The sequence below is a fragment of the Brachybacterium paraconglomeratum genome, assembly GCF_003994255.1.
Lineage (GTDB): Bacteria > Actinomycetota > Actinomycetes > Actinomycetales > Dermabacteraceae > Brachybacterium > Brachybacterium conglomeratum.
Genome location: NZ_ML133856.1, coordinates 1 through 23645, shown reverse-complemented (window position 1 = coordinate 23645; position 23645 = coordinate 1). Strand labels below are relative to the sequence as shown.

The following is a 23645-nucleotide window of genomic DNA, read 5'->3' as shown; positions in this document are numbered from 1 at the left end:
TTCTCCTCGGTGACCCGCTCGAGCGGGTTCCACCGGGGTGTGGCGCAGCTTGGTAGCGCGTGCCGTTCGGGACGGCAAGGTCGCAGGTTCAAATCCTGTCACCCCGACCCTCTGGGGAGTCGCGAGATCCATCGATCTCACGACTCCCCTTCTGCGTCGGCCGGCGGTCCGACCGCCGGCCGCCCGCGGGATCGACGACGACGATGATCCCGCTCCGCACACCACCCTCGAGTTGTTACTTTATCGCCAAATGACCATTCTCGGTCGGGTCGATCGCGCTTTCTTTCGACGACCGTCAGGACACTCCCGGACCCCTCACGACCCATATCGGACTGTTCGGGCATATCGCCCCGACTCTCGGTGACCGACGGGTCGACCTGCGACATCACTCTATTTGGACATACCGGACATTCTGTCGACGTGAATGACAATGGAGTAGTTATCACGGTGGAATTCATTTCCCGGATGGAACACGCGGCATTTCGGGCGCGATTCGCAAAATCTTCGCAAAGAAGTGCACGCCCGACAGCAAATCCACCTGTGGTCATACATGTCCTCACCCCTACAGTGACCTGCGGCGCCGCCTTTCCGAGGCGGCTCCCACCGGGCTGCCGCCTCCCCGTCACCGGCCCGGTTCCTTCCTCCGCTTCCCTGGGTGACGGGCGCAGGCTCCGCGGACTCCCCCACGGGTCCGCTGTGCATCGACTGCGAGGCGACGGAGAAAGTGATCGCCACCGATGTTCCGCACCGCTCCACGCGCCACGCACCGGGCTCCCGGTCGTGCCGTGATCGACTACCGAGGGCTCGCCGCCCCGGTCGGCAAGGGCGTGGGAGGGGCCGCCGTGATCGGCGCCGTCTCCGCGACCGCCGCCCTCGCCGGCGGTGCCTCCGCCACCGCACAGGCGCCCGCGGCCCCCGCCGCCTCCGCCGCGCCGTCCGCCGGGACCGCCGCCGCGATCCCCGCGGCCGCGTCCGCCGTCGCTCCCGCCAGCACGCAGTACACCTCGGTGAAGCTGCGGCTCGGCTCCCGCGGCAGCGCCGTCTCCTACCTCCAGCAGCGTCTGAACGCCCACGGCGCGAACCTGAAGGTCGACGGCGTGTTCGGCTCCGCGACCCTGCGGGCCGTCAAGAACCGTCAGTCCGCGGCCGGCATCGGCGTGGACGGCGTGGTCGGTCCGAAGACCTGGAACGCCCTGACCGGCGGCTCGTCCTCCGCTCCCGCGGCCGGCTCGTCCTCCTCGCAGCCGAAGCTGCGTCACGGCAGCCGCGGCAGCGCCGTGTCGACCCTGCAGAGCGGGCTCAACGCCCGCGGTGCCAATCTCAAGGTCGACGGCGTCTTCGGCGCCGCCACCGGATCGGCCGTCCGCTCCCTGCAGTCCGCCGCCGGCATCGGCGTGGACGGCGTGGTCGGTCCGAAGACCTGGAACGCCCTGTACAGCGGCGTGTCGATCCCCTCGGGCGGCACCGGCGCGAGCTCGGGCACCACGGTCAACGGCAGCGCCATCGTCTCCGCGGCCCGCGCCCAGCTCGGGGTCCGCTACAAGTGGGGCGGCTCCACGCCCTCCTCCGGCCTGGACTGCTCCGGCCTCGTGTACCACGCGTACAACCAGGCCGGCATGAACATGCCGCGCAAGACCGCCAAGGGCTACACCTTCGGCGGGCGGATCATCCCCAAGTCGCAGGCCAAGCCCGGCGACCTCGTGGCCTTCACCGGCAACGACTACGGCCACATGGGGATCTACACCGGCGGCAACGGCATCATCGACGCCTCCGGCTCGCGCCAGCAGGTCGTCGAGCGCACCATCTGGAACGCCCCGCACGTGTTCGTCACCTACCGCTGAGTCGGCAGGGGTCGCGTAGAGGACCATGACGGCCTGCTCGACGCGAGAGCGTCACCGGGAAGGAGCAGGGCGACATGGTGGAGGAGCCCGGTCGGCCTCGCCGACCGGGCTCCGCCGCGTCCGGGCCGGTGCATGCCGCGGGATGTGTTCCACGGGGCAGACTGGTCGGGTCACGAACTCCCACGTCCCTCAGGAGATCCGGATGCCCGACCCCATCGCCCTCGTCCCGCTGCCCCGATCCGTCGTGTGGTCGGAGGGCACGTGGGAGACGACCGACCCGTGGGAGGGTCTCTCCGTCGGCCTCAGCGAGGACCTGCCCGCGACCGAGTACGCCCTCTCCATCTCCCCGCAGGGCGCGGCGCTGAGCGCCGGCAGCGAGGCGGCCCTGGCCGACGGGCGCAACACCTTCGCCCAGATCGTCACCGGGGCCGACGGGTCGATCCCGTGCGTGACCATCGCGGACAGCCCGAAGCACGCCTGGCGCGGCATGCACCTGGACGTCTCGCGCCACTTCCTCCCGGTCGAGGAGATCGAGACCCTCCTGGACGGGATGGCCCTGCACCGCCTGAACGTCCTGCACCTCCATCTCACCGACGACCAGGGATGGCGCGTGGAGATCAAGGGCTACCCGCGCCTGACCGAGGTCGGCGCGTGGCGGGAGCAGACGCTCGTCGGCCATATGAGCGGGGACGCGGAGTCCTGGACCTTCGACGGCGTGCGCCACGGCGGCTCCTACAGCCAGGAGGAGCTCAAGGGCCTCGTCGAGTACGCGCGGCGCCGCGGGATCATGATCGTCCCCGAGATCGACCTGCCCGGGCACATGCAGGCCGCCGTCGCCGCCTATCCGGAGCTGGGGAACTTCCCCGAGCAGCAGGTGGGCGTGCGCGAGGTGTGGGGGATCTCCGACCACGTGCTCGGCGTCTCGGACCAGGTGTTCGACTTCCTGCGCGACGTGCTCACGCAGGTCGCCGGCATCTTCCCCGCCCCCTACGTGCACATCGGCGGCGACGAGTGCCCCACCGGCGAGTGGGAGCGCTCCTCCCAGGCCCGTGCCCGCATGAACGAGTGGGGCCTGACCCGTGTCTCGGAGATCCAGGGACGCTTCACGACCTTCGCCTCCGAGGTGCTCGCCGAGCAGGGCAAGCGCGCGATCGCCTGGGACGAGGTCCTGGAGACTCATCTGCCCGACGACACCGTGATCATGAACTGGCGCGGGCCCGCGGGCGTCGGGGAGGCCACCTCGCGCGGCTTCCAGACGATCGTGGCGACCTCCGACCTGCTCTACTTCGACCACTACCAGGCGGACCCGGCCGACGAGCCGCTCGCCATCGGCGGGAGGACCACGCTCGAGGACGTGTACACCGGTCGTCTGCTGCCCAAGAAGACGAGCGCGGACCAGGAGCGTCTGGTGATGGGCCTGCAGGCGCAGCTGTGGACCGAGTACCTGCCCGACGCCGGCGCCGTCCAGTACATGGCCTTCCCGCGCCTGTGCGCCTTCGCCGAGCGGGCCTGGGGCTCACCCGAGCAGGGCTGGGACGAGTTCCAGGAGCGCCTGCGCGCCCACCTGCCGCGCCTGGACGCCTTCGGGATCCGGTACCGCCCGCTCGACGACTGACACCTGCGATGCCCACCTCCCACCGCGACGCGCACCCCTACGGCCGCTCGGCCGACGACGTACGCCGTCGTGACACGCGGCTGCGTCGCACGCGCCGGCTCCGTGCGACGCAGCTCGCGTTCTTCTCGGTGCTCGCCGTGGCGCTGATCGCCGTGGGCGTGTACGCGGTGGGCGAGCTGCGCGAGCCGGTCGAGGAGCCCGGGATGATCGCACCGAAGGAGTTCGGGCCGGACCCGGTCGCCGTGGAGTGCCCCGACGAGGGCGCCGTGCCGCTGCCGCCCGCCGAGGTGACGGTCACCGTGCTGAACGGGACCACCCGCAGCGGACTCGCCGGCGAGGTCGCGCACGAGCTCGCAGGGCGCGGCTACGAGACCGGCGAGCCGGGCAACACACGCAGCGCGAGCGGCCCCGCCACGATCGTCCACGGGCCGGCCGGCTATCTCGCGGCCCAGTCCGTGCGCGCACAGCTCGCCACGGCCGACGTCGAGCCCGTGCTGAAGCTCGACGAGGCGAAGGAAGGCACCGCCGTGGATCTGCTGCTCGGCGACGGCTTCACGGTGCTCGCGCCAGCGCCCGCGGCCGCAGATGCGCTGGAGGCGCCCGTCGCCGCTCCCGAGGGCTGCTGAGCCCGTCCCACGAGCGACCCCCGGGTCAGTCCTCCCAGTCCCGACGATCGACCTCGCTCCGCGTCCCGGTCCACAGCGAGATCGCGCCGCCGAAGAGCAGCAGCATCACGATCGTGCCGAAGACCAGAGCGGTGCTGGGCGAGGAGGGCATCAGCCCGGCCAGCACGCTGTTGATGCCGGACACCTCGGGGCCCGAGTCGCCGGCGTCGGCCAGGCCCGGGTCGACGTCGACCGCGAGGCTCGCCCTCGCCGGGATGCCGGTGCTGTCGACCACGTGGTAGGTGATCGTGGAGGTGCGCCCCGAGAAGCCCTCCTCCGGGGTGAAGGTCACCGCGCCGTTGCCGCTGACGGTGAACTCCCCCTCCCCCGGGATCACGAGGCGCTTGCCGCGCCCGTCGCGGAGGTCGGCGAGGTTGGTCGCCTCCAGGGCGCTGATCTCCACCGTGGCCGGCTCGAGGGGCTGCGAGCCGCTGCCGGCGGTGTCGTTGCCGAGCACGTCCACGGAGACCGGGCTTCCCGGTGCGGTGCGCGCCTCGTCGTCACGCAGGGTCGCGACGATCGGCGAGTAGATCGCCGTGAGCGAGGCGCTGACGGGGTTGTCGGCGTAGACGCCACGGGCGGTGATCGCCACCGGATCGGCCGTGCCCTCGAAGCCCTCCTGCGGGGTCAGGGTGACGGTGCGGGACTCGAGGTCGATCCGCCAGGTGCCCTGGTCGGGGACCGTCAGCGCCGTCCCGTCGGCCGAGACCTCGGCCCCCTCGGGGGCTTCGGCGGCGTCGAAGCGCAGCGAGTCCGAGCGCACGTCGCGGATGCCGGTGCTGAGGTCGAAGACGATCTCCGTGCCGGGCAGGGCCGCCTGCTGGCGGGAGAAGAGCACGGGATAGGCGGTGCTCAGCAGCGCGGTCGCGGCCGTCGCGCCCTCGCCGTCCCCGCCGGTGATGCCCATCGGCGCGACCACGCGCACCTCGTCGCTCTCCGGGGCGAAGCGGACCGTGGCCGTGGCGCGGTCCAGCGTCCACACGCCCACGTCCCGCTCGGTCACGCGGGTGCCGTCGGCGGAGGCCTCGTAGGCCCCCTGGTCGCCGAGGGGCTCCAGGCGCAGCGTGGTCGGGTCAACGTTCTGCTGCCCCTCCCCCACCACGAACACGATGTCCTCGCCGAAGGGCGCGGAGCGGTCGAGATCGGAGATGATCGGGATGGTGAGCGTGACCTTCCCGGCCCGCACGACGGCGCCCTCCTCGTCCTCGACCACGTAGAGGACCGGGTTGAGCTGACGGCCGAGGTCGGGGCCCGCGGGGGTGTGGGTGAGGCTGCGACGATCGCTCGAGAGCTGCCAGGTGCCCTGGTCGGGGACGGTCGCACGGCTGCCGTCGAGGCCGACGGTCGAGCCGGCCGGGAGGTCCGCGAGATCGAGCCGCACGGCCCCGTCCTCGGGCAGGTCGCCGGGCAGCCCCACCGTCGTGGCCTCCCCTGCGGAGCCGTGCGCGTCGAGCTGCTCGAGGTCGAGCAGCTCGGGCGTCAGCACCACGGGCAGGGAACGGCTGTCGTGGAGGCTCCCGATGGTCAGGGCGATCGGGGTGCTGGGACCCTGCACCCCGAGAAGCGGGGTGAACACCAGCTCCTGGCCCAGCAGCGTCCAGGTCCCCTCCCCGGCGACCGCGATGCTGAGCGAGTCCTCTCCCAGCTCCATCGTCGAGCGGACCGAGTCGTCGAGATCCTCGGGCACGGCGAGGCGTGCGGAGTGCAGGTCGACCTGGTCCTCGACATCGTCGGTGACCAGCGCGCGCAGCGGGATCCGCGTGACCGTCCCGGGCCCGGGGATCACCGAGAGGGTCTGCGTCTGGGCGGGGAACTCGAAGGGGCCGTCCTCCCCGAGCGCCGACGCGGCGGGCGCGAGCGAGACCGCGAGCGCGGCGGAGGCCAGGAGCGCCGCCGCGCGGGTCAGCGGCCGTGGCCCACGCGCGCGCGGAGGACGGGGCGGGGGCTCGAGCACCGGCCCAGCCTAGCAACGGCCGCGGCGCAGGCCCTGGGGAGGCGGCCCTGCCCCTCCCTCCCGGTCCCCTCGACCGTAGAGTGACCTCATGGCCGATGCGCGCTCCACCGCCCTGCTGGACATGACCCTCCTGCCACCGCTCGAGGAGGTGCTCGACCTCGCCGCCGCGCAGCTCGCCGCCTGGATGCCGAACCAGCGCTGGTACGCGCACAAGGGCGCCGGCGCACCGCAGGTGGAGGTCGCCGGGTGGGCACCCCTTCGGATCGCCCCGGATCATGCGACGGTCCTGCTCGTGGCCGCGGTGCATCTCGGGGACAGCGGCGGCGCCGGCACCGGGCCGACCGGGCCCCGGGAGCCGGACGCCCTCTACCAGATCCCGCTCGTGCTGCGCCGTCCCGAGGGCGCCCCCGCCCCCGAGGAGGGCGCCGAGATCGGGGTGCTCGCGGTCTCCGGCGGTCCGCTGCGGGTGGACGACGCGACCCGGGACGCCGACGGGCGCGCCGCCCTGGTCGCGACCCTCGTCTCCGGCGACGGCGCCGCCGGCCCCGGGCTGTCCCTGGCCTCCCACCGCACCCGCCCCGGCTCCCCGTTGCCGCTGGGCCGAGCGATGCGCAGCCGAGTGCTGGCCGGGGAGCAGTCCAACACCTCCCTGATCATCGAGACGGAGGGCACCTCCCCGCTGATCGTGAAGCTGCTCCGGGTGCTGCAGGACGGGGAGAACCCCGATGCGGTGCTGCAGGGCGCGCTCACCGCGCAGGGCTCCGCCCACGTGCCCGCCGTCGTCGGCGCCGCAACCGTGCGCACCGGCGCGATGCGCACCCACGCCCTCGTCGCCCAGGAGTTCCTGCCGCAGGTCGAGGACGCCTGGCGGGTCGCGCTGCGGCTCGCGCGCGCCGGCGAGGACTTCACCGCCCCCGCCCGGGCGCTCGGCACGACCCTCGCCGAGGTGCACCGCGATCTCGCCGCCGCGCTCGGCACGGTCGCGGCTGACGAGGGCGCGGTCCGGGCCGTGCTCGCGCAGATGCACAGGCGTCTCGCACAGGTCGCCGCGGAGGTGGAGCAGGTCGCCGCGCACCGGGAGCGTCTCGCCGCCCTGCTGGACACGGCCGCGGGCCAGACGTGGCCTGCGATGCAGCGCATCCACGGGGACCTGCACCTCGGACAGGTGCTCGCCTCGCCCGAGCGCGGCTGGGTGCTGCTGGACTTCGAGGGCGAGCCGCTGCGGCCGCTCGCCGAGCGCGCCCTGCCCGACTCCCCGCTGCGGGACGTCGCCGGGATGCTGCGCAGCCTCGACTACGCCGCCGGCGCCGTCGCCCTCGAGCACGGGGTCGACGCGGGCTCCTGGGCGGCCGACGCCCGCGCCGCCTTCCTCGAGGGCTGGGCGGCGGAGGCCGGGACGCCCGCACCCGCGGTGCTCGCCGCCTTCGAGGCCGACAAGGCGGTGTACGAGGCGCTGTACGAGTCCCGTCAGCGCCCCGACTGGCTGCCGATCCCGCTCGCCGCGCTCGAGCGGATCAGCGCACGAGGCGCGGGGGCGGGGTCGGCGGGCTGAGCGCCGAGACCGGGCTGGTGGTGGTGATCGGCGTGAGGGAGCCCGGCAGGAACGGGGCGCTGATGGCCCGCACCGCGACGCGCACGCCGACGATCACCTCGAGCAGATCGCCGTCGGCCCCGCCCCAGGTCGCATCGAGGATCCCGTTCGCCTCCTCGGCGGAGCGGCGGGTGAGGCCGTGGGCCGCGGCGCGGCGCTCGACCGCCTCGAGCAGCCTCGCGCTCGCCGCCTGATCGGGATCGGGCGTCCCGTCGGCCGCGAGGAGGGCGCTGACGTGGCAGAGCGTCTGCAGCCCGTGCCACGAGCCGCCCGAGGAGCGGTCGCGCTCGGGGCGGTGGTCGCGGAAGGCGATCAGCCCGGGCTGCTGCTCGAGGAGCACGGCGGTCACGTCCTCAAGCAGGGAGCGGATCCGCGCATGGGTGGCGTCCTGGCCCTGGATCTCGTCCTCGGTCCCTCGGGGGAGCGCTGACATCCTCGACCGCCTCTCCCGTCGCGCCGCCCGCGGCGACGTCCTGCTCCGTCACCCGTCCGCGCGGGTGGCGACCAGGGTATCGGCCCCTCGGGGAGCCCTGCGATGGGGAGAACTCCCCATCGGCCGGCGAGCGCCGAGCTCAGCCCTCCTCGACCGGCACGAACTCGACCGGGGAGACCGAGGAGTAGCGGTCCTGTCGGATCGAGACCACGCCGACGCCGCCGATGAACGGGGCGAGCGCCTGCGGGTTCTTGCCGGGGTTGGCGAGGATGACCTGGAAGCCGAAGTGGCGGAAGGACTCCATCGCGGCGGTGATGAACTTGCCCGCGCCCTTGGAGAACGCCTCGTCGATGATGATCGGCGCGTAGCGGGGCACCTCCTGCCCGGTGCCGGCGAGCTGGTAGCGCAGCGCCGCGGCGAGGCAGAAGGTGGCCAGGCGCTCGTTCTGGCCGCCGGAGAGGGGGCCGCCGGACTCGTGGGCGTGGACCACGGTGCCCTCGGCGTCGACCTCCTCGGCATGGAAGTGCACGTGCCGGCGCACGTCGAGGATGACGCGGGAGACCTGGTCGTCGCGGGTGCGGGCGGCGCCGATGAGGTCCATCAGGTGGCGCAGGGACAGGAAGCGCTCCTCGGCCAGCTCCCGGTCGCGGGAGATGTCGTTCAGCGCCGTGTCCGCCACGGCCTCCTCGAGCGCCTTCCTGAACTCGTCCAGGGCCGCGAGGTGCACGGGCCGCATGGACAGCTGCAGGAAGCGGCCGGAGTGGAACTCGACCTGGGCCAGCAGCGCGTTGATGCGCTGGAGGCGCTTGCGGATCTCGGCGGGCTCGCGCGCGATCGCGGTGGCCAGCGCCTGCACGTCCCCGAGGGTGTTGCCGGTGAAGAACTCGAAGAAGCGGTCCTCGACCTCGGGCAGCTTCTCCTCCTCGATCCGCTGGAGGATCGCGAGATAGTCCTCGATCCCCTCGAGGGTGGGGGCGGTGTCCCCGGCCTGCGCGGGCCAGCGGCGGGAGAACTCGCGCATGGCGGTGCGCATGTCCTCCTCGGCGCGGGAGGTGCGCTTGGTGAGGTCCATCAGCTCCGCGTCCAGGGTGGCGGAGGCGTCCTTGGTGACGCGGTCGATGGTGGACAGCACGAGCGTCGGGGCGATCGCGGCGAAGCGCGCGGCGAGCTCCTCCTCGACCTCGGGGTCCAGGCTCGTCTCGGCGATGCGCTCCTTCGCCTGGACGAGGCGCTCCTCGGCCCGCTCGGCCTGCTCGGAGGTCTTCCCGGCCGCGCGCACCACCTCGAGCAGCTCCTCGTCGCTCGCGGCGATCGAGGCCTCGACGTCGTCGATCTGTCGGGCGAGCTCGGTGAGGGCGGCGGAGCCGTCCTCCGCGGCACGGACCATGTCGCGCAGGTTCGCCACGCGCCGCGCGACCGAGGCGGCGTCGATGTCGTCCCAGGTGACCGCACTGATCGCCTGAAGAGCGTAGAGCCGCTCACGGCGCCGCTCACGCTCGACCTCGACGTCCTTGCGGCGGGCCTGCGCCTCGAACAGCGCCTGCTCGGCGCGGGTGCGCTCCTGCTCGAACACGGCGCGCTTGGCGCGGTTGTCGAAGCCGAGCACCCACTGGGAGCGGTCGTTGATCTGCCGGTCCGCGCTCTTCTCGTGCCGGGTGGCGGAGTGCTTGATCTGGCCGGAGCGGAGCACGGCCCGGTTCAGCCGGGTGAACTCCTCGAGGTTCTCGGCGCAGGTGTAGTCCATGCGGGCGGCGATCTCGTGGGAGAGCCAGACGTGGAACTCGCCGTCCTTGACGTCGAGCTTCGCCGCGAGCGAGCGCTCGTCGATGTTCTTCGCGGGGCGGCGCAGATCGGTGTTCACGCGGTTGTAGGAGATCCGACGGCGCAGCTTCGTGCGGTCGATGACCTGCGCGACCTGGCGGTACGCCCGGTCCGGGACGAGGATCGAGCGGGCCAGTCCCCGCAGCGCCTGCTCCGCGGCGGCGGTCCACTCCTCCTCGCCGTCGCGCACCTGCAGCAGCTCGGCGGCGAAGGGCAGCTCGGTCGGGGCGATGCCCACCTCGGCGGCGATGTGGTCGCGCAGCGCCACGTCCTCGGAGTGGAGGTTCGAGGCGCGGGAGGTGAGGGAGGCGAGCTCCTCGCGGGTGCGCTGGAGTGTCGCGCCGAGCTCGCGCACGGTCGCCTCCGCCTCCCAGCGGGCGGCGTCGGCGCCCCGCTCCTCCTCCTCGAGGGACTCGCGCAGCTGCGCGACCTCGCGCTGCAGGCCGAGGAACATGTCCTCCCCCGCCGGGGTGCGCAGCTCCACGGTCGCCAGCTGCGAGGCGAACTCGGCGGCCCGCTCGCGCCGGCGCTCCCGCTCCACCTCGAGCCCGGCGATCTGCTGCTTCCAGTCGTCGATCTCCCCGCCGCCGGCGCGGCGGCGCTGCTCCTTGAGCTGGGCGAGGTCGGAGCGGGCCTCGGACACGTCCTGGGTGAGGCGGCGCTGCTGGGCGGTGAGGGAGTCCCGCTCCAGCTGGAGCCGGCCGGTCTCCTCCCCCAGCAGCCGCACCAGGTGCTGGGCGGCGAAGACGTCGATGTCGGCGCGGCGGTCCACCAGCTCGCCGCCGCGCTCGCGCATCGCGGACCAGTCCTCGTGGGTGGTGCGCAGGGTGCGCAGCAGGTCCCGCTGCTCGCGCGCGGTCACCAGGGCCTCGTACACCTCGGAGAGGTTGTGGAAGTTCGCCAGCGCCTGGTCGGCGAGCTCGAAGGTGCGCGGCTCGTCGAGCATGTAGTCGCGCAGCAGCGCGTTGACGTCGCCGAGCTCCTTGGCGGACTGGATCTTGTGCAGCAGCCCGAGCGCCTTCTCGTCGGGGATGCCCAGCAGCTGGCAGAAAGCGGCCCGGTACTCGCGGAACTGGCGGAAGGTCTGGGTGCCGGGATGGGCGGCCTCGAGCGCCTTGCCCTCGATCTGGGTGGAGACGAACTGGCGCAGGTCGGTGACGTCCAGGGGCTTCCGGGCGATCACGTAGAGGGACTTCACGTCGGAGTCCGCGGAGTGGCCGGCGTGCAGGAGCAGCAGACGGGAGAGCTGGACCGTGCCGCCGCGGCCGTCGCCGTAGCGCAGGGTGAGCACCGACAGGGTCGTCTTCTCGCGCAGCACCTCCTGGCTGAACTCGCCGGTGGCCTGGTCGTAGTGCATCGCCCAGGCGCCGCGGACGTAGCTGGCGACGGTGCGGCGGTACTTCGAGCGCTGGGGGCCGGCGTCGGAGGCGGCGGCGTTGAACTGGAGCGTGCGCGGCGGGGTGAGCAGGGCGCTGATCGCGTCCAGCAGCGTGGACTTGCCGGTGCCGGGTCCGCCGGTGAGGAAGAAGCCCTTGGAGGAGATCGCCAGGTCATGGGTGCCGTGGAAGGTGCCCCAGTTGGAGATCTGCACATGGGTGAGCCGCCACTGCCCCGGGTGCGGATGATCGGGGTCGGTCACCGCCGGCTCGGCGGGGGCGTCCGGCCCGGCCATGCCGGGGAGGTCGAGGACGTCCTCTCCCCGGGTGTTCGCGGCGTCAGTCGTGGTAGGCACCCCGTCAGGGTACCGAGTCCGATCGCGATGCGGGGCTGACCGGGGTCGCCCCGCTCACGGCCGGATGACGCCCACCCCGGCCGGCGCCCGCTCCCCGAGCTCGACGAGCGCTTTGCAGGCCTGCTCGAGGTCGAGGGTGCGGGTGACGAGGTCCTGCGGTCGCAGCGAGCCCTCGCGCACCAGGGCGAGCAGCCCCGGATAGTCCGCGGCGGCCATGCCGTGGCTGCCCAGCACGGCGAGCTCCTGGGAGATCACGCGAGGGATCGCGAGTCGCGGCGGCTCCGCGTACAGCCCGATCTGCACATGACGTCCGAGCGGCGCGAGGGCGAGCAGCGCCGCGTCCGTCGTCGCCTCGCGGCCGAGCGCCTCGACGCTCGCCGTCGGCCGCTCCCCCGCCGCCTCGACGATCGCCGCCGCCGTCGCCGCCGGATCCAGGCCGCGGGAGTCCACGGCCACCGCCGCGCCGTGCTCGCGGGCGAGGGCCAGGGCTCCGGGATCGATGTCGACGGCGATCGGCCGGGCGCCGAGCGAGGCGGCGATCATGATCGCCGAGAGCCCCACCCCACCGCAGCCGATCACGGCGACGGACTCCCCGGCGCGGAGCCCGGCGCGGGCGGTCAGCGCCCGGTAGGCGGTCGCGAAGCGGCAGCCGAGGGTCACGACGGCCTCGGCGGGCAGCTCCTCGCCGACGGGGACGAGGTTGTGGTCGGCGGCGCGGATCACGACCTGCTCCGCCCAGGAGCCGTCGTGGGTGAAGCCGGGCTGGGTCTGGTCCGGGCAGATCTGGGCAGCGCCCTGCCGGCACCAGCGGCAGCGCCCGCAGCCCTCGACGAAGGGGGTGGTCACCCGGTCCCCGACCCGCACCGCCCGGACGCCCTCGCCGAGCGCCGCGACGCGGCCGACCATCTCGTGCCCGGGCACGCGCGGGAGCGTCACCGAGTCGTCATGACCGGCGAAGGCGTGATGGTCCGAGCGGCACAGCCCCGTCGCCTCCACGTCCAGCACCACGCCGCCGGGCGGGGCCGACGGGGCGGGGAGGTCGCGGACCTCAGGACGGAGACCGAACTTCTCGATGACGACGGCGCGCATGGGAGGAGTCTGTCAGCCCCGCGGGTGGGTCGCCTTCGTGCTCACCCTTCGGCACGCCCCTTGCGCCAGTAGCCCATGAAGCTCACCTGCTTGCGGTCCACGCCGAGCTCCTTGACGAGGTGGCGGCGCAGGGTGGTGATCACCCCGGCCTCCCCGGCGAGCCAGGCGTAGAAGGGGCCGTGCCCCTCGGTGGTCTCCCACAGGATCGCCTGGTCGATGTCGACCTCCTCGAACTCGCCCGGCTCGGCAGGCACGCCGACGGAGCAGTCCTGGCACAGCTGCGGCCGCTCGTCCAGGAGGCGCCGCACCGCGGGGTCCAGGAGCGTGCCGTGCGGGGCGTCGCCTCGGGCGAGCCAGGTCAGCTCCACGTCGGAGCGGGAGAGGACGCGCTGCTCGTCCCGGGCGTCGGGCACCTCGATGAAGGCGTGGCCGGTGAAGCCGGCGGGGAGCGTCTCGAGGATCGCGCAGATCGCGGGCAGGGCCGTCTCGTCTCCGGCCAGCAGCAGGCGCCGGGCGGTGCCGGGTCGGAACTCGATCCCGCCGTAGTCGGGGCCGACGAGGCGGCGGTTCGGGCCGAGCATCGTGATCGTGTCGCCCACCTCGGCGGCGGCCGCCCAGCGCGCCGCGACCCCGGAGCCGGGGACGGCGGGCTCCTCGAGGTGCAGGACCATGTCGATGTCCAGCTCGGGATCGTCCCCCAGGTTCCCGGGATGGCCCGCGCCACGCATCTCGCGGATCGAGTAGGTGCGCATCCAGCCGCGCTCGGCGGTGTCGACCTGCAGCCAGTCGCGGTACCAGCCCGCGAAGGCGTCGGGATCGGAGACGGCGTCGGGGCGCAGCGCGGCGAAGTGGTCCGCGCTCGCCTCGGGGCCCGGGATGATCAGCTTGATACGCACGTCCAGCAGCGGCCCGCCCACGCCGAGATGGCGCAGCTCGGGGCTGGTCAGGGTCAGGCGCACGAGGTTCTCGCCCACCATGGTGCGGGCGCCGACCGTGAGGGTGAAGGCGAGCTGCGGGCTCCCCTCGAGAGCGGGGACCAGCACGGGCTCCTCCGAGGCGCGGGCGGCGGTGCGGTGCTGGTCGGTGGCGACGGGCATGGGGTCCTCCTCGGACTCGTCGGCCGTGCCGGGGGCGGTCCCCGCGGCGGCCTGGCGTGCGGATTCGGGGTCGGTGCCGTCGGCGCCCCGGGAGGCGACGGCGTCGGGGGCGGTCTCCCGGCCCAGCGGCAGCACCATCGGGGTGCCGGTGACGGGGTCGGGGGCGATCAGGGCGTTGAGGGCGAAGACCTCCTTGACCATGGCCGAGGTGATCACGTCGGCCGGGGCGCCCTGGCAGTGGACGGCGCCGCGGTGCACGGCGACGAGATGGTCGGCGTAGCGGGCGGCGAGCTGGAGGTCGTGCAGCACGATCGCGACGGTGGTGCCGCGGGTGCGGTTCAGCTCGCTGACCACGTCGAGCACCTCGAGCTGGTGGGTGACGTCGAGATAGGTGGTCGGCTCGTCCAGCAGCAGCACCTCGGTGCGCTGTGCGAGCGCCATGGCGATCCACACCCGCTGGCGCTGCCCTCCGGAGAGCTCGTCGAGCAGACGGCCCTGGAGCTCGTCGGTGCGGGTGAGGGCCAGCGCCTCGGCGACCGCCTGCTCGTCCTCGTCGCTCCACTGCGGGAACAGGCCCTGGTGCGGGTAGCGGCCGCGGGTGACCAGCTCGCGCACGGTCACCCCGTCGGGCGCGAGCGGGGACTGCGGCAGCAGGCCGAGCCGGCGGGCGAGCTCCTTGCCGCGCAGGGAGTGGATGTCGGCGCCGTCCAGCAGCACCGACCCCTGACGGGGCGGCAGCAGGCGCGACAGGCCCCGCAGCAGGGTCGACTTCCCCGAGCCGTTCGCGCCGACGATCATCGTCACCTTCCCCTCGGGGAGGGTCAGGTCGAGGTCCTCGACGACGACGCGTCGCTCGTAGGCGAGCTGCAGGTTCCGGGCGGTCAGCTGGGCCACGGGATCACCTTCCACTTCCGGAGGTCTTCGAGCGCACGAGCATCCACAGCAGGAACGGCGCCCCGAGCGCTCCGGTGATGACGCCGGCCGGCATCTCGTGCCGGCCGAAGAGGTTCTGGCCCGCGACGTCGGCCGCGAGCACGAGCACGGCGCCGAGCAGCGCCGCGAGGAGGAAGCTGGGCCGGGCCGCGATCATCCGCGCGAGGGGTCCCGCGAGGAAGGCGACGAAGGCGAGCGGGCCGGCGACCGCGACGGTGAAGGAGCTCAGCAGCACCCCTACGATCACCAGCGCGATGCGGGTGGCGGGCACGGGCAGTCCGAGGCTGGTGGCGGTCTCGTCCCCGAGCTGCAGGATCCGCAGCCGGCCCACCAGCCCGGCGAGAAGCGGCACGAGCACCACCAGAGAGCCGGCCAGCACGGCGGCGCGCGGCCAGGTGGCGCCGGCGACGGAGCCGACCAGCCAGTGCATCGCATCCCCCGCCTGCTGGGACTCCATCCGGCTGAGCAGGTACTGGATCACCGCCGTGAAGCCGGCGGCGACCCCGAGGCCCACCAGCACGAAGCGGTCGTCGACGGCCCCGGCGCCGCCGGCCCCCGGACCGCCGGGTCGGTGCGCCCGCGCCACCCACAGCACCAGCAGCGCGGTGCCGAGGCCGCCCAGCAGCGTCCACCAGAACAGCGCCATGCCCTGGGCGTCCAGCACGGCCATCGCCAGCACCGCAGCGGCGGCGGAGCCGAGGGTCACGCCGATCACGTCGGGGCTGGCCAGGGGGTTGCGCAACAGGGTCTGGAAGACGGTGCCGGACAGGCCCAGCGCCGCCCCGGCGAGCGCGCCGACGACCGCAGCGGGCAGGCGGTCGTCCATGACGATGAAGGAGACGCCGGGGATCTGCTCGCCGAGCACGGCCCGCACGGCGAGGTCGGCGTAGACGAAGGGGGTGCCCAGCAGCACCCTGGCGGTGAGGAGGCCCGCCACGGCCAGGACCAGCAGCAGCGGGAGGAGGAGGCGGCGCGAGGTCACAGGGCCACCCGCTTCCGGGTCCGGATCAGCACGAGGAAGACGGGCACGCCGAGCAGCGCGGTCATCACGCCGACCTGCACCTCGGCGGGTGGGGCGATGACGCGGCCGACCACGTCGGCCAGCAGCAGCACCACGGGGCCGAGCAGCGCGGTCAGCGGCAGCAGGCGGCGGTGGTCCGAGCCGACGAGCAGGCGCACCGCGTGCGGGACCACGAGGCCGAGGAAGCCGACCGGTCCGGCGAGGGAGACCGCCGCCCCGACCAGCAGCACGATGCCGACGCCGAGCACGACCCGGGTGCGGCCCACGTGGACGCCGAGCCCGGCGGCGGCGTCGTCGCCGAGGGCGAGGGCGTTCAGGGCACGGGCGGCGCCGAGCACGATCACGGCCCCGATCAGCAGGGCGGGCGCCACGGCGGCGAGGTCCCCGAGGTCGCGGGCGCCGAGAGTGCCCACCTGCCACAGCCGCATCCGGTCCAGCGCCCCCTGGTCGAGGATCACGAGGGCGTGGACGAGGGAGCCGAGGCCCGCGGTGACGGCGGCGCCGGCGATCGCGAGGGTGATCGGGGTGGCGCCGGTGCGGCTCGCGGCGGCCAGGGCGTAGACGAGCACGGCGGCGAGGGCCGCGCCCACGAAGCCCGCCGCCATGAACTGGGTGACGCTCGAGAAGGAGAAGAGGTAGACGCCGGTGGCCACGGCCGCGGCCGCGCCCGAGTTCAGTCCGAGGATCCCGGGATCGGCCAGCGGGTTGCGGGTCATGCCCTGCAGCCCGGCGCCGGCGAGCGCCAGGGCCACGCCGACGGCGAGCCCGGCGAGGGTGCGCTGCAGGCGGCTGGCGAGGACCACGTGGTCCGCGCTGCCCGGGTCGAAGGCGAGCGCGGCCTGCCAGGCCGCGTCGAGGGGGACGGTGCGGGCGCCCACCAGCAGCGAGAGCACGCACGCGACCGCCAGGGCCACGAGGGCCCCGGCGGTCGCGAGCAGGGTGGGGCGGGCGGGCACCGCTCAGGCCTGGGCCGTCTGCGCGGCCTCGATCACGGAGGGGACCACGTTCTCGAGCGCCCAGGGCAGGCTCAGCACGCTCGCCGCGGAGATCGAGAGGGTCTGGTGGTCGTCGGGGGTGAGGACGAGGGCGCCGCTGGCGACCGCGGGGATCTGCGCGAACAGCGGATCGTCCTGGAAGGTCTCGACGGTGTCGCCGGCGGCGGCCCAGGTGTACAGGACGTCCGAGACGAGCTCGTCGCCGCGCTCGGCGGACCAGTCGAAGTAGAAGGTGTTCTCGTCGGCGGTGTTCTCGGTGACGACCTCGGCCTGGGTCATGCCGAGCGCGGTGAAGAAGCGCGGGCGGGTGTCGTCGCCGGAGTAGATCGAGATGGTGTGGTCCGTGGTGGACAGGCTCGCGGCGATGAAGGTCGACTCGGCCACGGCCGGGTTCTCCTCGCCGACGGCGGCGAGGTCCGCGGTGAGCTGCTCGGCGAGCTCGGCGGCGGCGTCGCTGCGGCCGGTGGCGGTGCCGACGGCGGTCAGCACCTCCTCCCAGGAGGCGGTGTAGTTCGCGGCGAGCGGGCCGATGGTCGGCGCGATCTTGGAGAGGGTCGCGTACTCCTCCTCGGTGAGGCCGGAGTAGGCGGCGATGATCAGGTCCGGGGTCAGCGCGGCGATCTCGTCGGTGTTGACGCCGTCGGCCTCGGAGTAGGTGGTCGGGGCGTTCTCGCTGCCCCAGGAGGCGCCGAGCTCCTCGAGCTTGGCATCGATCCAGTCGGTGGACTGGTTGTCGTTGCCGCCCCACTCGACCAGCGGGAGGCCGACGGGGACGATGTCCAGGGCGAGGGCGGTGTCGGCGTTGACCCAGGAGACGGTCGCGATGCGGGTGGGCTCCGCGGCGATCTCGGTGGTGCCGTAGAGGTGCTCGACGGTCACCGGGAAGGCGTCGGCCGCGGCACCGGAGCTGCCGCCCGCGTCGGAGGCGTCGGTGCCGGCGACGTCGCCGCCGCTGCAGGCGGCGAGTGCGGGCAGCGCGAGGGCGGTGAGCACGACGGAGCGGCGCGTGAACGAGCTCGGCATGGGGCGATCCTTCTCTCGGCACCCCCGGTCCAGGGGTGAGGTGAGCCTGACCTTATTACGCAACTCTCGCGTCACTCAATTGTCGAGAGGGTCGTCGCGGCCTCCGACACGGACCCTCAGGACAAGCGTGCCGGTCACAGCCCCGCACCCCGACGGGAAAGCGTCTCAGATCACGCCGAGGATCAGTCGGTCGGCGCCGCCTCGTCCTCGCCGTCCTCGCCGTCCGCGCCCTCCGGATCCTCGGCGTCTCGAGGGTCCTCGAGCCCGTCGACCCCGGCCTGCCGGTACAGGGAGATGAACTCGCGGGCGGTGTCGGGGCCGATCATCAGGCGCAGCACCGGGGAGACCTCGTAGTCGTCGCCCTGCTCGTCCAGCAGTCCGGCGCGCTGGACCTTCGCGATCGAGGCGCGGACCTCCTTGGCGAAGCCGGCCTCGTCGGTGGAGGTGGTGCGTCGGTAGGCGGCCAGTGCCTGCTGGATCTCCGCCTCGGAGACGACGGTGCGCTGGCCGCGGGAGGACTGGGTCAGCAGCATCTGGCGCAGCACGAGCAGCAGGACGGAGTCGAGCCGGTTCATGCCGGTCAGTCGACGCAGGAGCTTGGGCGCGTCGGGGTCGTCCTCGCTCTGGCGCACGAAGGCGACCTGGGCGTCGTCGTCGACGATCAGCTCGAGGAAGAGGTCGGCGAGCCGGGCCTCGATCGCGACCCGGTCCCGCAGCAGCTGCGCGTAGCGGCCGCCGTCGCGGCGCCCGTCGAGGAAGGGGCCCTGGAGCAGGTGCACGAGCACGCGGCGGGACTCATCCACGAGCGCGCCGCCAGGCACGGAGGGGCTCGCCTCCTCGGTCGGCGCGAGGTCGTCGGGGGCGGTGCGGTGCGCAGGACTGGTCACGGCGAGACAGCCTACCGGCGCACCGCCCGGCGGGAGGGGATCCCGTCATGACGACCCGATCCCGACCACCTGTTGAGAAATCCACCCAAAACGGACATTCATCTGATGGAATCAGGGCAGGCCAGGACCAGAGCCGCCGTCCGGAGCCCGTCGACGACCACGAGGAGCCGTCATGTCCGATCTGCCCGTGCCCGCCGTCCTGACGATCCTGGTGCTCGTCCTGCTGGTGCTCATCGTGCTCGTCGTCCTCGGGGTGCGCGGACGACCGGGCACCGCAGCCCCGGCGGGCACAGAGCCGGAGCAGGAGGGAGAGGAGACCGAGCGCCCGAACGGCGCGACGGCCGCCGAGGCTGCGGAACCGGCCGACGCCCCCGAGGATCCGGCCGACGCCGAGCCGATCGACATGGAGCCGGCGGACGCAGCGGCCGCCGACGCGGACCCCGACCTCGAGAATCCCGTCGACGAGGATCCCCGGCCCTGGCGGGAGCGCCATGGCCGCCGCGCCCCGCGTCCGCTGCTCAGCGAGCGCTCCGAGGCCCGGACCGCCGAGGAGGAGCTCGCCCCGGCGCAGAACTGGGAGAAGCCCCAGGACGGGGAGGCCGAGCTCCGGCGCTGAGCCGCGCCGACAGCTACCGGCACGGGCGGACGACCGCTCCCCCGCCACGCTCAGGACGCGCCCGTCGACGGCTCTGCGGGACACGTCGGGCCGATCGACTGGTCGAAAATCCCTCCGGATCCGTCTCGGTCTGGTGGAATCGGGGCATCGCCCTGTGCCGGGACCCCCGTCCGGGGCGCGCTCCGCCGCCCGGCGGTGGAGCAGTCGAGCGGTGAGGAGCCGACCATGACCGACCTGTCCACCCCCGTGATCGTCGGGATCATCCTGCTGGTCCTGATCGTCGTCATCGTCCTGATCGTCGTGGGCGCGAACGCCTCGAAGCGTCGCAAGCAGCGACAGCAGGAGGAGGATCGACGCCGCGCCGCGGAGATCCGCGAGCAGGCCGCCCAGAAGGAGCAGGCCGTCCAGGACCGCGATCTGAAGGCCCGCGAGTCCGAGATCGAGGCCGACAAGGCCCGTCTCGAGGCCGAGCGGAAGGCGAACGCGGCCGAGCAGGAGCAGCTCGCCGCCGAGCGTCGCCGGAGCGAGGCCGAGACGCAGCGCCAGGAGGTCGACCAGGAGCGCAGCGCCCTCGAGGAGCAGCGCGCCGAGGCGGACCGCCTGGACCCCGATTCCCCCACGCCCCGCGACGGGGACCGCACCGCGCCGGCCGCAGGCGCTGCCGGCCACGACCGCACGGCTGGCGAGCGCATGTCCGACGACCGTGCGGCCGACGGCCGACGCGTCGATGACCGCGCCGCCGACGATCGCTCCGCTCGCGACGACCAGCGCACCTTCCGGGGCGATGAGCGACCCGTGCAGCGCGAGGACGAGCCCCGCAGCGGGGCCGGGACCGCAGCCGCGGCCGGTGTCGCAGGCACGGCCGGCGTCGCCGCCGGGGCGGCCGCCGCGCATGGCGGCTCGCCGGAGGATCGCGCTTCAAAGGATCGCTCCGCAGTGGCCGACGACGCGTCGTCGCACGAGCGCCCTCACGGCCGTCGCGCCGCTCGCACAGAGCAGGAGCCGCGCGACGACCGGAACCCCGAGGGCGACGTCCGCGAGGGAGGTGCCCGAGAGGACCGGACTCCTGAGGATCGCGCCCCTGTCGACCCGGCCCGCGATGACCGCGCCCACGAGGGCCTGGATCGGGACGGTGCCGTTCGCGACGGCGGGGCCGCCGGGGTCCGTGAGGCCGACCGTCCCGTCGGGGCCGGCGAGGCCCGCCCGACCGACCATCCTGTCGGGACCGGCTATGAGGGCGAGGCCCACCGGGCCGAGCAGCGCCCGGTCCGCGACGAGTCGATCGACCGTCACGACATCGATCAGCAGGACGTGGCCCGGCACGATGCGGACCGCCGGAATGACCTGAACGATCACTCCGCGGGTCGGCAGCAGGCCGACCCGCAGCGCATCGATCAGTCGGCGGTGGACCGCAGCGACGTCGACCGGTCCGCCGTCGACCGCGGCGAAGCCGATCGCAACGACGTCGATCGCGACGACGCCGCCCGTTCCGAGGCGGACCGCCACGACCCGGTCCGCTCCACGGACGAGACCGGCGACCTCGGCCGGGCCGGGACGGAGCGCGACGAGCGCGGCATCCGCGACGACCGCGTGGGCGATCGGCCGGCGCGCGCCGAGGACCGCTCGGGCATGGAGCCTCCCGTCGCGCAGGACTGGTCCGGCGGCTCCGCGGACCGGCGCGGCACGGAGCAGGATCGGCTCAGCGTCGATCAGGACCGGCTCGGCGCCGATCGGCAGGCCTCGCAGCCCCAGGACGGTCCGGAGTTCCGTCCGGCCGGGGCAGATCCGGCGGTTCCGCAGGACGGTGCTCGCCACCAGGGCGAGTTCCGCCCCCTGGACAGCCGCGACGGTCGCCAGGACGGCTTCCAGACCCAGGAGTCGCGACAGGGTGAGTTCGAGGACGATCCCTTCTTCCGCCAGGAGCAGCAGCTGCGGGGCCAGAACGGCGATCTCCCGCCGAAGGCTCCGGAGTTCGGTGCCCCTGAGGACGGCATCGGCGGCGAGGGCGGGGGCGCACGTCGCTGACGCCTCCTGACCGCGGACGCGACCCCGGCGCCCCTCGGCGCCGGGGTCGCTCCCTGTTCGGGCCCGCATTCGGTCCGGGGCGGCGGATCGTCCGGAGCCGCGTGCCAGACTGTCGGCCATGCCCGAGCGCACGCCCCGCACCCGCATGGACGACCTCACGGTCGAGCGGGTGCTGCGCGTGGTCGAGGCGATCCCGCCGGGACGCGTCGCCGCCTACGGCGAGGTCGGCGCGATCGTCGGCGTCGGCCCCCGACTGGTGGGCCGCATCATGGGCACCTGGGGCTCCTCTGTGCCGTGGTGGCGCGTCACCAACGCCTCCGGCGACCATCCGCTGCTCGCCCGCGCCCTCCCCCATTGGCAGCAGGAGGGGATCGCGGTGAAGCCGAACGGGCTCGGCTGCAGGATGAAGGACTTCGGCGCGGATCTCGAGCGGCTGCGCGCCGAGGCCGCACCGGGACTCGCGGAGCTCGAGGAGGACGACGCATGAGCCCCTCGCTCCGCCGGGCTCACTCCACCGGGACGTCGTCCAGGAAGTAGAACGAGGGGACGCGGGCGGCGTAGTCGTTGCCGTCCAGCTCCCGCCAGGTGACGATCTCGGTGGAGCCCTCGCGCTCCTGCGCATGGCTGGTCGCGAGGAACATCAGCCCGATGACGCTCGCCAGCCCCTGCTCGGCAGGCTTCTCCCGCAGGATGTCGCCGATCGAGGCCTGGCGGGAGCGGCCGCGCACGTCGTTGACGTGGGAGGTGAGGCCGACGAGATCGATGTCGTTGGTGCGCACGAGGTCCTGGAGCACCTCGACGCTGAGAGAGGTCGCATCGTGCACCTCGGCCTCCGCGGGGGCGCCCGGATCGGTGGGGTCCTTCAGCCGGTGCTGGGAGACGGAGGAGATCTGGACCCGCGAGAGGTCGAGCTCGAGCGGGAAGGGGGCGCGGGTGGGCACCTCGTCCTTCTGCGCCAGCGCCAGTCCCTGCGCCTCCTGGAGAGCCTCCAGCAGCACCCGGTGCTGGCGGAAGTCCTGCGATCGCACGAAGCGGGCCAGCGAGCGGTACAGCTCCGTCTTGACGTCCAGCACCTCCTGCGCCGGCTCGTAGAGGTCGCTGAACACGTTGGCGAGGCGCTCGCGCTCGTCCCGGGAGAGGGAGCGGGAGAAGTCCCGCTCGAGCAGACGGTCCACGAGCTCCTGCGTGGCACGGGTCTGCGCAGGGTCGTTGAGCATGCGGAAGAAGGCCGTGAAGGTGCGGCCGACGGTCGACTGGCCCAGCAGGTCGTCCCCGGCCAGCAGCTGCTCGAGGATCTCGCCGCGCGAGCCCTCCGGGGAGAGGATCTGCTCGCGCAGGTGCAGGTCCACGGCGCGCAGGTCCTCGCGGTACTGGAGGAAGTCGCCGGAGAGCTCCTGGGCGATCTGCAGGATGTCCCGCAGGCGGTCCACCGACGCCTCGGCGCTGGGGAGCATCAGCTCGCCCTCGGCGAGCTCGCGGATCTCCTGCTCGATCCGCTCGCGGCGACGCTGGAGATCGGCGAGCCGCACGTCGCGGTCGGTCTCCGTCTCCTGGGCGAGGCGGTCGAACTGCTGGATGACCAGCTGCAGACGCGACTGGGTGGTCGTCGGCCGGTGCTCCTCGAGCGAGGCGATGAACTGGATCGCGTCGATCGTGGCGGGGCTCGGCTCGAAGGTCGTCTCGGTGCGCTGGGGGTCGTCGCGACGGGTCAGGTAGCCCTCGCGCACCCAGCCGTCGACGTACTCGGCGGCGCTGCGACCGCCGCGCGCCTCGTCCCCGGCGCCGTCGGCCGAGGCGGCCCCGTCCGCCGCGGAGGTCCCGTCGGCCGGGCCCTCGTCGTCGTGCAGCAGCGAGAGGTGCGCGCCCACGCGGGCGATGAGCTCGCTGCGCGGCAGCCGACGATCGCCGGCCGGGAAGGTGGCCTGCAGGATCGCGAGCACCGCCGGGGCCTTCGTCGCGGCGAGCAGGCGCCAGGTGCTGGCCCGCCGCAGCTGCTCGTAGGCCTGCTTGCGCGCGGACACGGCGTCGCTGCGGCGGTCCGTCCACCGGTTCGGCTCGGTCGTGGTCACGGTCAGCGAGTCTAGCGGTCCGCTCCCCGCCTCGATGCAGGGCCTCGACTCCGGCCGATGCCGGGCCTTCCCCTGCGCCGTCGCCCGGTGCTGCATCAGGACCATCACCAAGCCGGCCGCCTCGGTGACGGTCCTGATGCAGCTCTCGGAGCGTGTGACGGGCCGCGCGCCTGCCCCGCCCCAGCCCCCCGCCCGGCCCGGACCGCCCCCGGCCATCGGCCCTCACCGCCGAGTGGCG

The 23645-nt window shown here is 73.7% G+C and carries 17 protein-coding genes and 1 tRNA gene; 8 read left to right on the top strand and 10 right to left on the bottom strand.

Translation table 11 applies throughout. The annotated features are described in order from the left end of the window. The first annotated feature begins 33 nt into the window (after positions 1-33). From DS079_RS10345 to DS079_RS10330, 4 genes are all read left to right on the top strand, one after another. Positions 34-107: transfer RNA gene (locus DS079_RS10345), tRNA-Pro, on the top strand. Positions 108-785: 678 nt separating this feature from the next. Further along, complete coding sequence (locus DS079_RS10340; protein WP_241237625.1) at positions 786-1841, top strand: C40 family peptidase; 1056 nt, start codon at positions 786-788, stop codon at positions 1839-1841. A gap of 202 nt (positions 1842-2043) precedes the next feature. Continuing rightward, positions 2044-3456 (top strand): beta-N-acetylhexosaminidase, encoded by a 1413-nt coding sequence (locus DS079_RS10335; protein WP_126987289.1) that lies wholly within the window; start codon positions 2044-2046, stop codon positions 3454-3456. 8 nt (positions 3457-3464) lie between these two features. Beyond that, positions 3465-4082 (top strand): LytR C-terminal domain-containing protein, encoded by a 618-nt coding sequence (locus tag DS079_RS10330; RefSeq protein WP_126987286.1) that lies wholly within the window; start codon positions 3465-3467, stop codon positions 4080-4082. 25 nt (positions 4083-4107) lie between these two features. Here the strand turns inward: DS079_RS10330 and DS079_RS10325 are convergent, their stop codons facing one another. Continuing rightward, positions 4108-6075 carry an Ig-like domain-containing protein gene (locus DS079_RS10325; RefSeq protein ID WP_126987283.1) on the bottom strand — a complete coding sequence of 656 codons (1968 nt, stop codon included), beginning with the start codon at positions 6073-6075 and terminating at the stop codon, positions 4108-4110. Positions 6076-6163: 88 nt separating this feature from the next. On the opposite strand from DS079_RS10325, the gene DS079_RS10320 reads away from it, so the two are divergent. Next, positions 6164-7627: a phosphotransferase gene (locus DS079_RS10320; RefSeq protein WP_126987280.1), complete on the top strand. Its 1464-nt coding sequence runs from the start codon at positions 6164-6166 to the stop codon at positions 7625-7627. Here the strand turns inward: DS079_RS10320 and DS079_RS10315 are convergent. The 8 genes from DS079_RS10315 to DS079_RS10280 all read right to left on the bottom strand — a co-directional run bounded on the left by DS079_RS10315 (position 7590) and on the right by DS079_RS10280 (position 18697). Further along, on the bottom strand, positions 7590-8099 hold the full coding sequence (locus DS079_RS10315) for a hypothetical protein (RefSeq protein ID WP_010549510.1): 510 nt from the start codon (positions 8097-8099) through the stop codon (positions 7590-7592). The two genes, DS079_RS10320 and DS079_RS10315, sit on opposite strands and share 38 nt — an antisense overlap. Before the next feature lie 139 nt (positions 8100-8238). Then, positions 8239-11652 (bottom strand): ATP-binding protein, encoded by a 3414-nt coding sequence (locus DS079_RS10310; RefSeq protein ID WP_241237624.1) that lies wholly within the window; start codon positions 11650-11652, stop codon positions 8239-8241. 54 nt (positions 11653-11706) lie between these two features. After that, positions 11707-12741, bottom strand: coding sequence for an alcohol dehydrogenase catalytic domain-containing protein (locus tag DS079_RS10305; RefSeq protein WP_126987279.1), 1035 nt, complete (start codon positions 12739-12741; stop codon positions 11707-11709). A gap of 41 nt (positions 12742-12782) precedes the next feature. Continuing rightward, positions 12783-14732, bottom strand: coding sequence for an SIP domain-containing protein (locus DS079_RS10300; protein WP_126987276.1), 1950 nt, complete (start codon positions 14730-14732; stop codon positions 12783-12785). 4 nt (positions 14733-14736) lie between these two features. Then, positions 14737-15753 (bottom strand): FecCD family ABC transporter permease, encoded by a 1017-nt coding sequence (locus DS079_RS10295; RefSeq protein ID WP_126987273.1) that lies wholly within the window; start codon positions 15751-15753, stop codon positions 14737-14739. Next, positions 15750-16748: a FecCD family ABC transporter permease gene (locus tag DS079_RS10290; protein WP_126987271.1), complete on the bottom strand. Its 999-nt coding sequence runs from the start codon at positions 16746-16748 to the stop codon at positions 15750-15752. Before DS079_RS10290 ends, DS079_RS10295 begins: the two co-directional genes overlap by 4 nt. A gap of 3 nt (positions 16749-16751) precedes the next feature. After that, a complete protein-coding gene (locus DS079_RS10285; RefSeq protein WP_126987268.1) occupies positions 16752-17810 on the bottom strand; it encodes an ABC transporter substrate-binding protein in 1059 nt (352 codons plus the stop codon). A 182-nt stretch (positions 17811-17992) separates the two neighbouring features. Beyond that, complete coding sequence (locus DS079_RS10280; RefSeq protein WP_126987265.1) at positions 17993-18697, bottom strand: DUF4194 domain-containing protein; 705 nt, start codon at positions 18695-18697, stop codon at positions 17993-17995. 172 nt (positions 18698-18869) lie between these two features. Here DS079_RS10280 and DS079_RS10275 point away from each other — a divergent pair, with 172 nt between their 5' ends. The 3 genes from DS079_RS10275 to DS079_RS10265 all read left to right on the top strand — a co-directional run bounded on the left by DS079_RS10275 (position 18870) and on the right by DS079_RS10265 (position 21825). Beyond that, the gene (locus tag DS079_RS10275) at positions 18870-19313 is read left to right on the top strand and encodes a hypothetical protein (protein ID WP_126987262.1); all 444 of its coding nucleotides are present in this window, start codon (positions 18870-18872) and stop codon (positions 19311-19313) included. A gap of 225 nt (positions 19314-19538) precedes the next feature. Beyond that, positions 19539-21338 (top strand): coiled-coil domain-containing protein, encoded by a 1800-nt coding sequence (locus DS079_RS10270; RefSeq protein ID WP_126987259.1) that lies wholly within the window; start codon positions 19539-19541, stop codon positions 21336-21338. Positions 21339-21456: 118 nt separating this feature from the next. Continuing rightward, on the top strand, positions 21457-21825 hold the full coding sequence (locus DS079_RS10265; protein ID WP_126987256.1) for an MGMT family protein: 369 nt from the start codon (positions 21457-21459) through the stop codon (positions 21823-21825). A 19-nt stretch (positions 21826-21844) separates the two neighbouring features. On the opposite strand, the gene DS079_RS10260 is transcribed toward DS079_RS10265, so the two are convergent. Continuing rightward, complete coding sequence (locus DS079_RS10260; protein WP_126987253.1) at positions 21845-23407, bottom strand: DUF3375 domain-containing protein; 1563 nt, start codon at positions 23405-23407, stop codon at positions 21845-21847. Positions 23408-23645 lie beyond the last annotated feature (238 nt).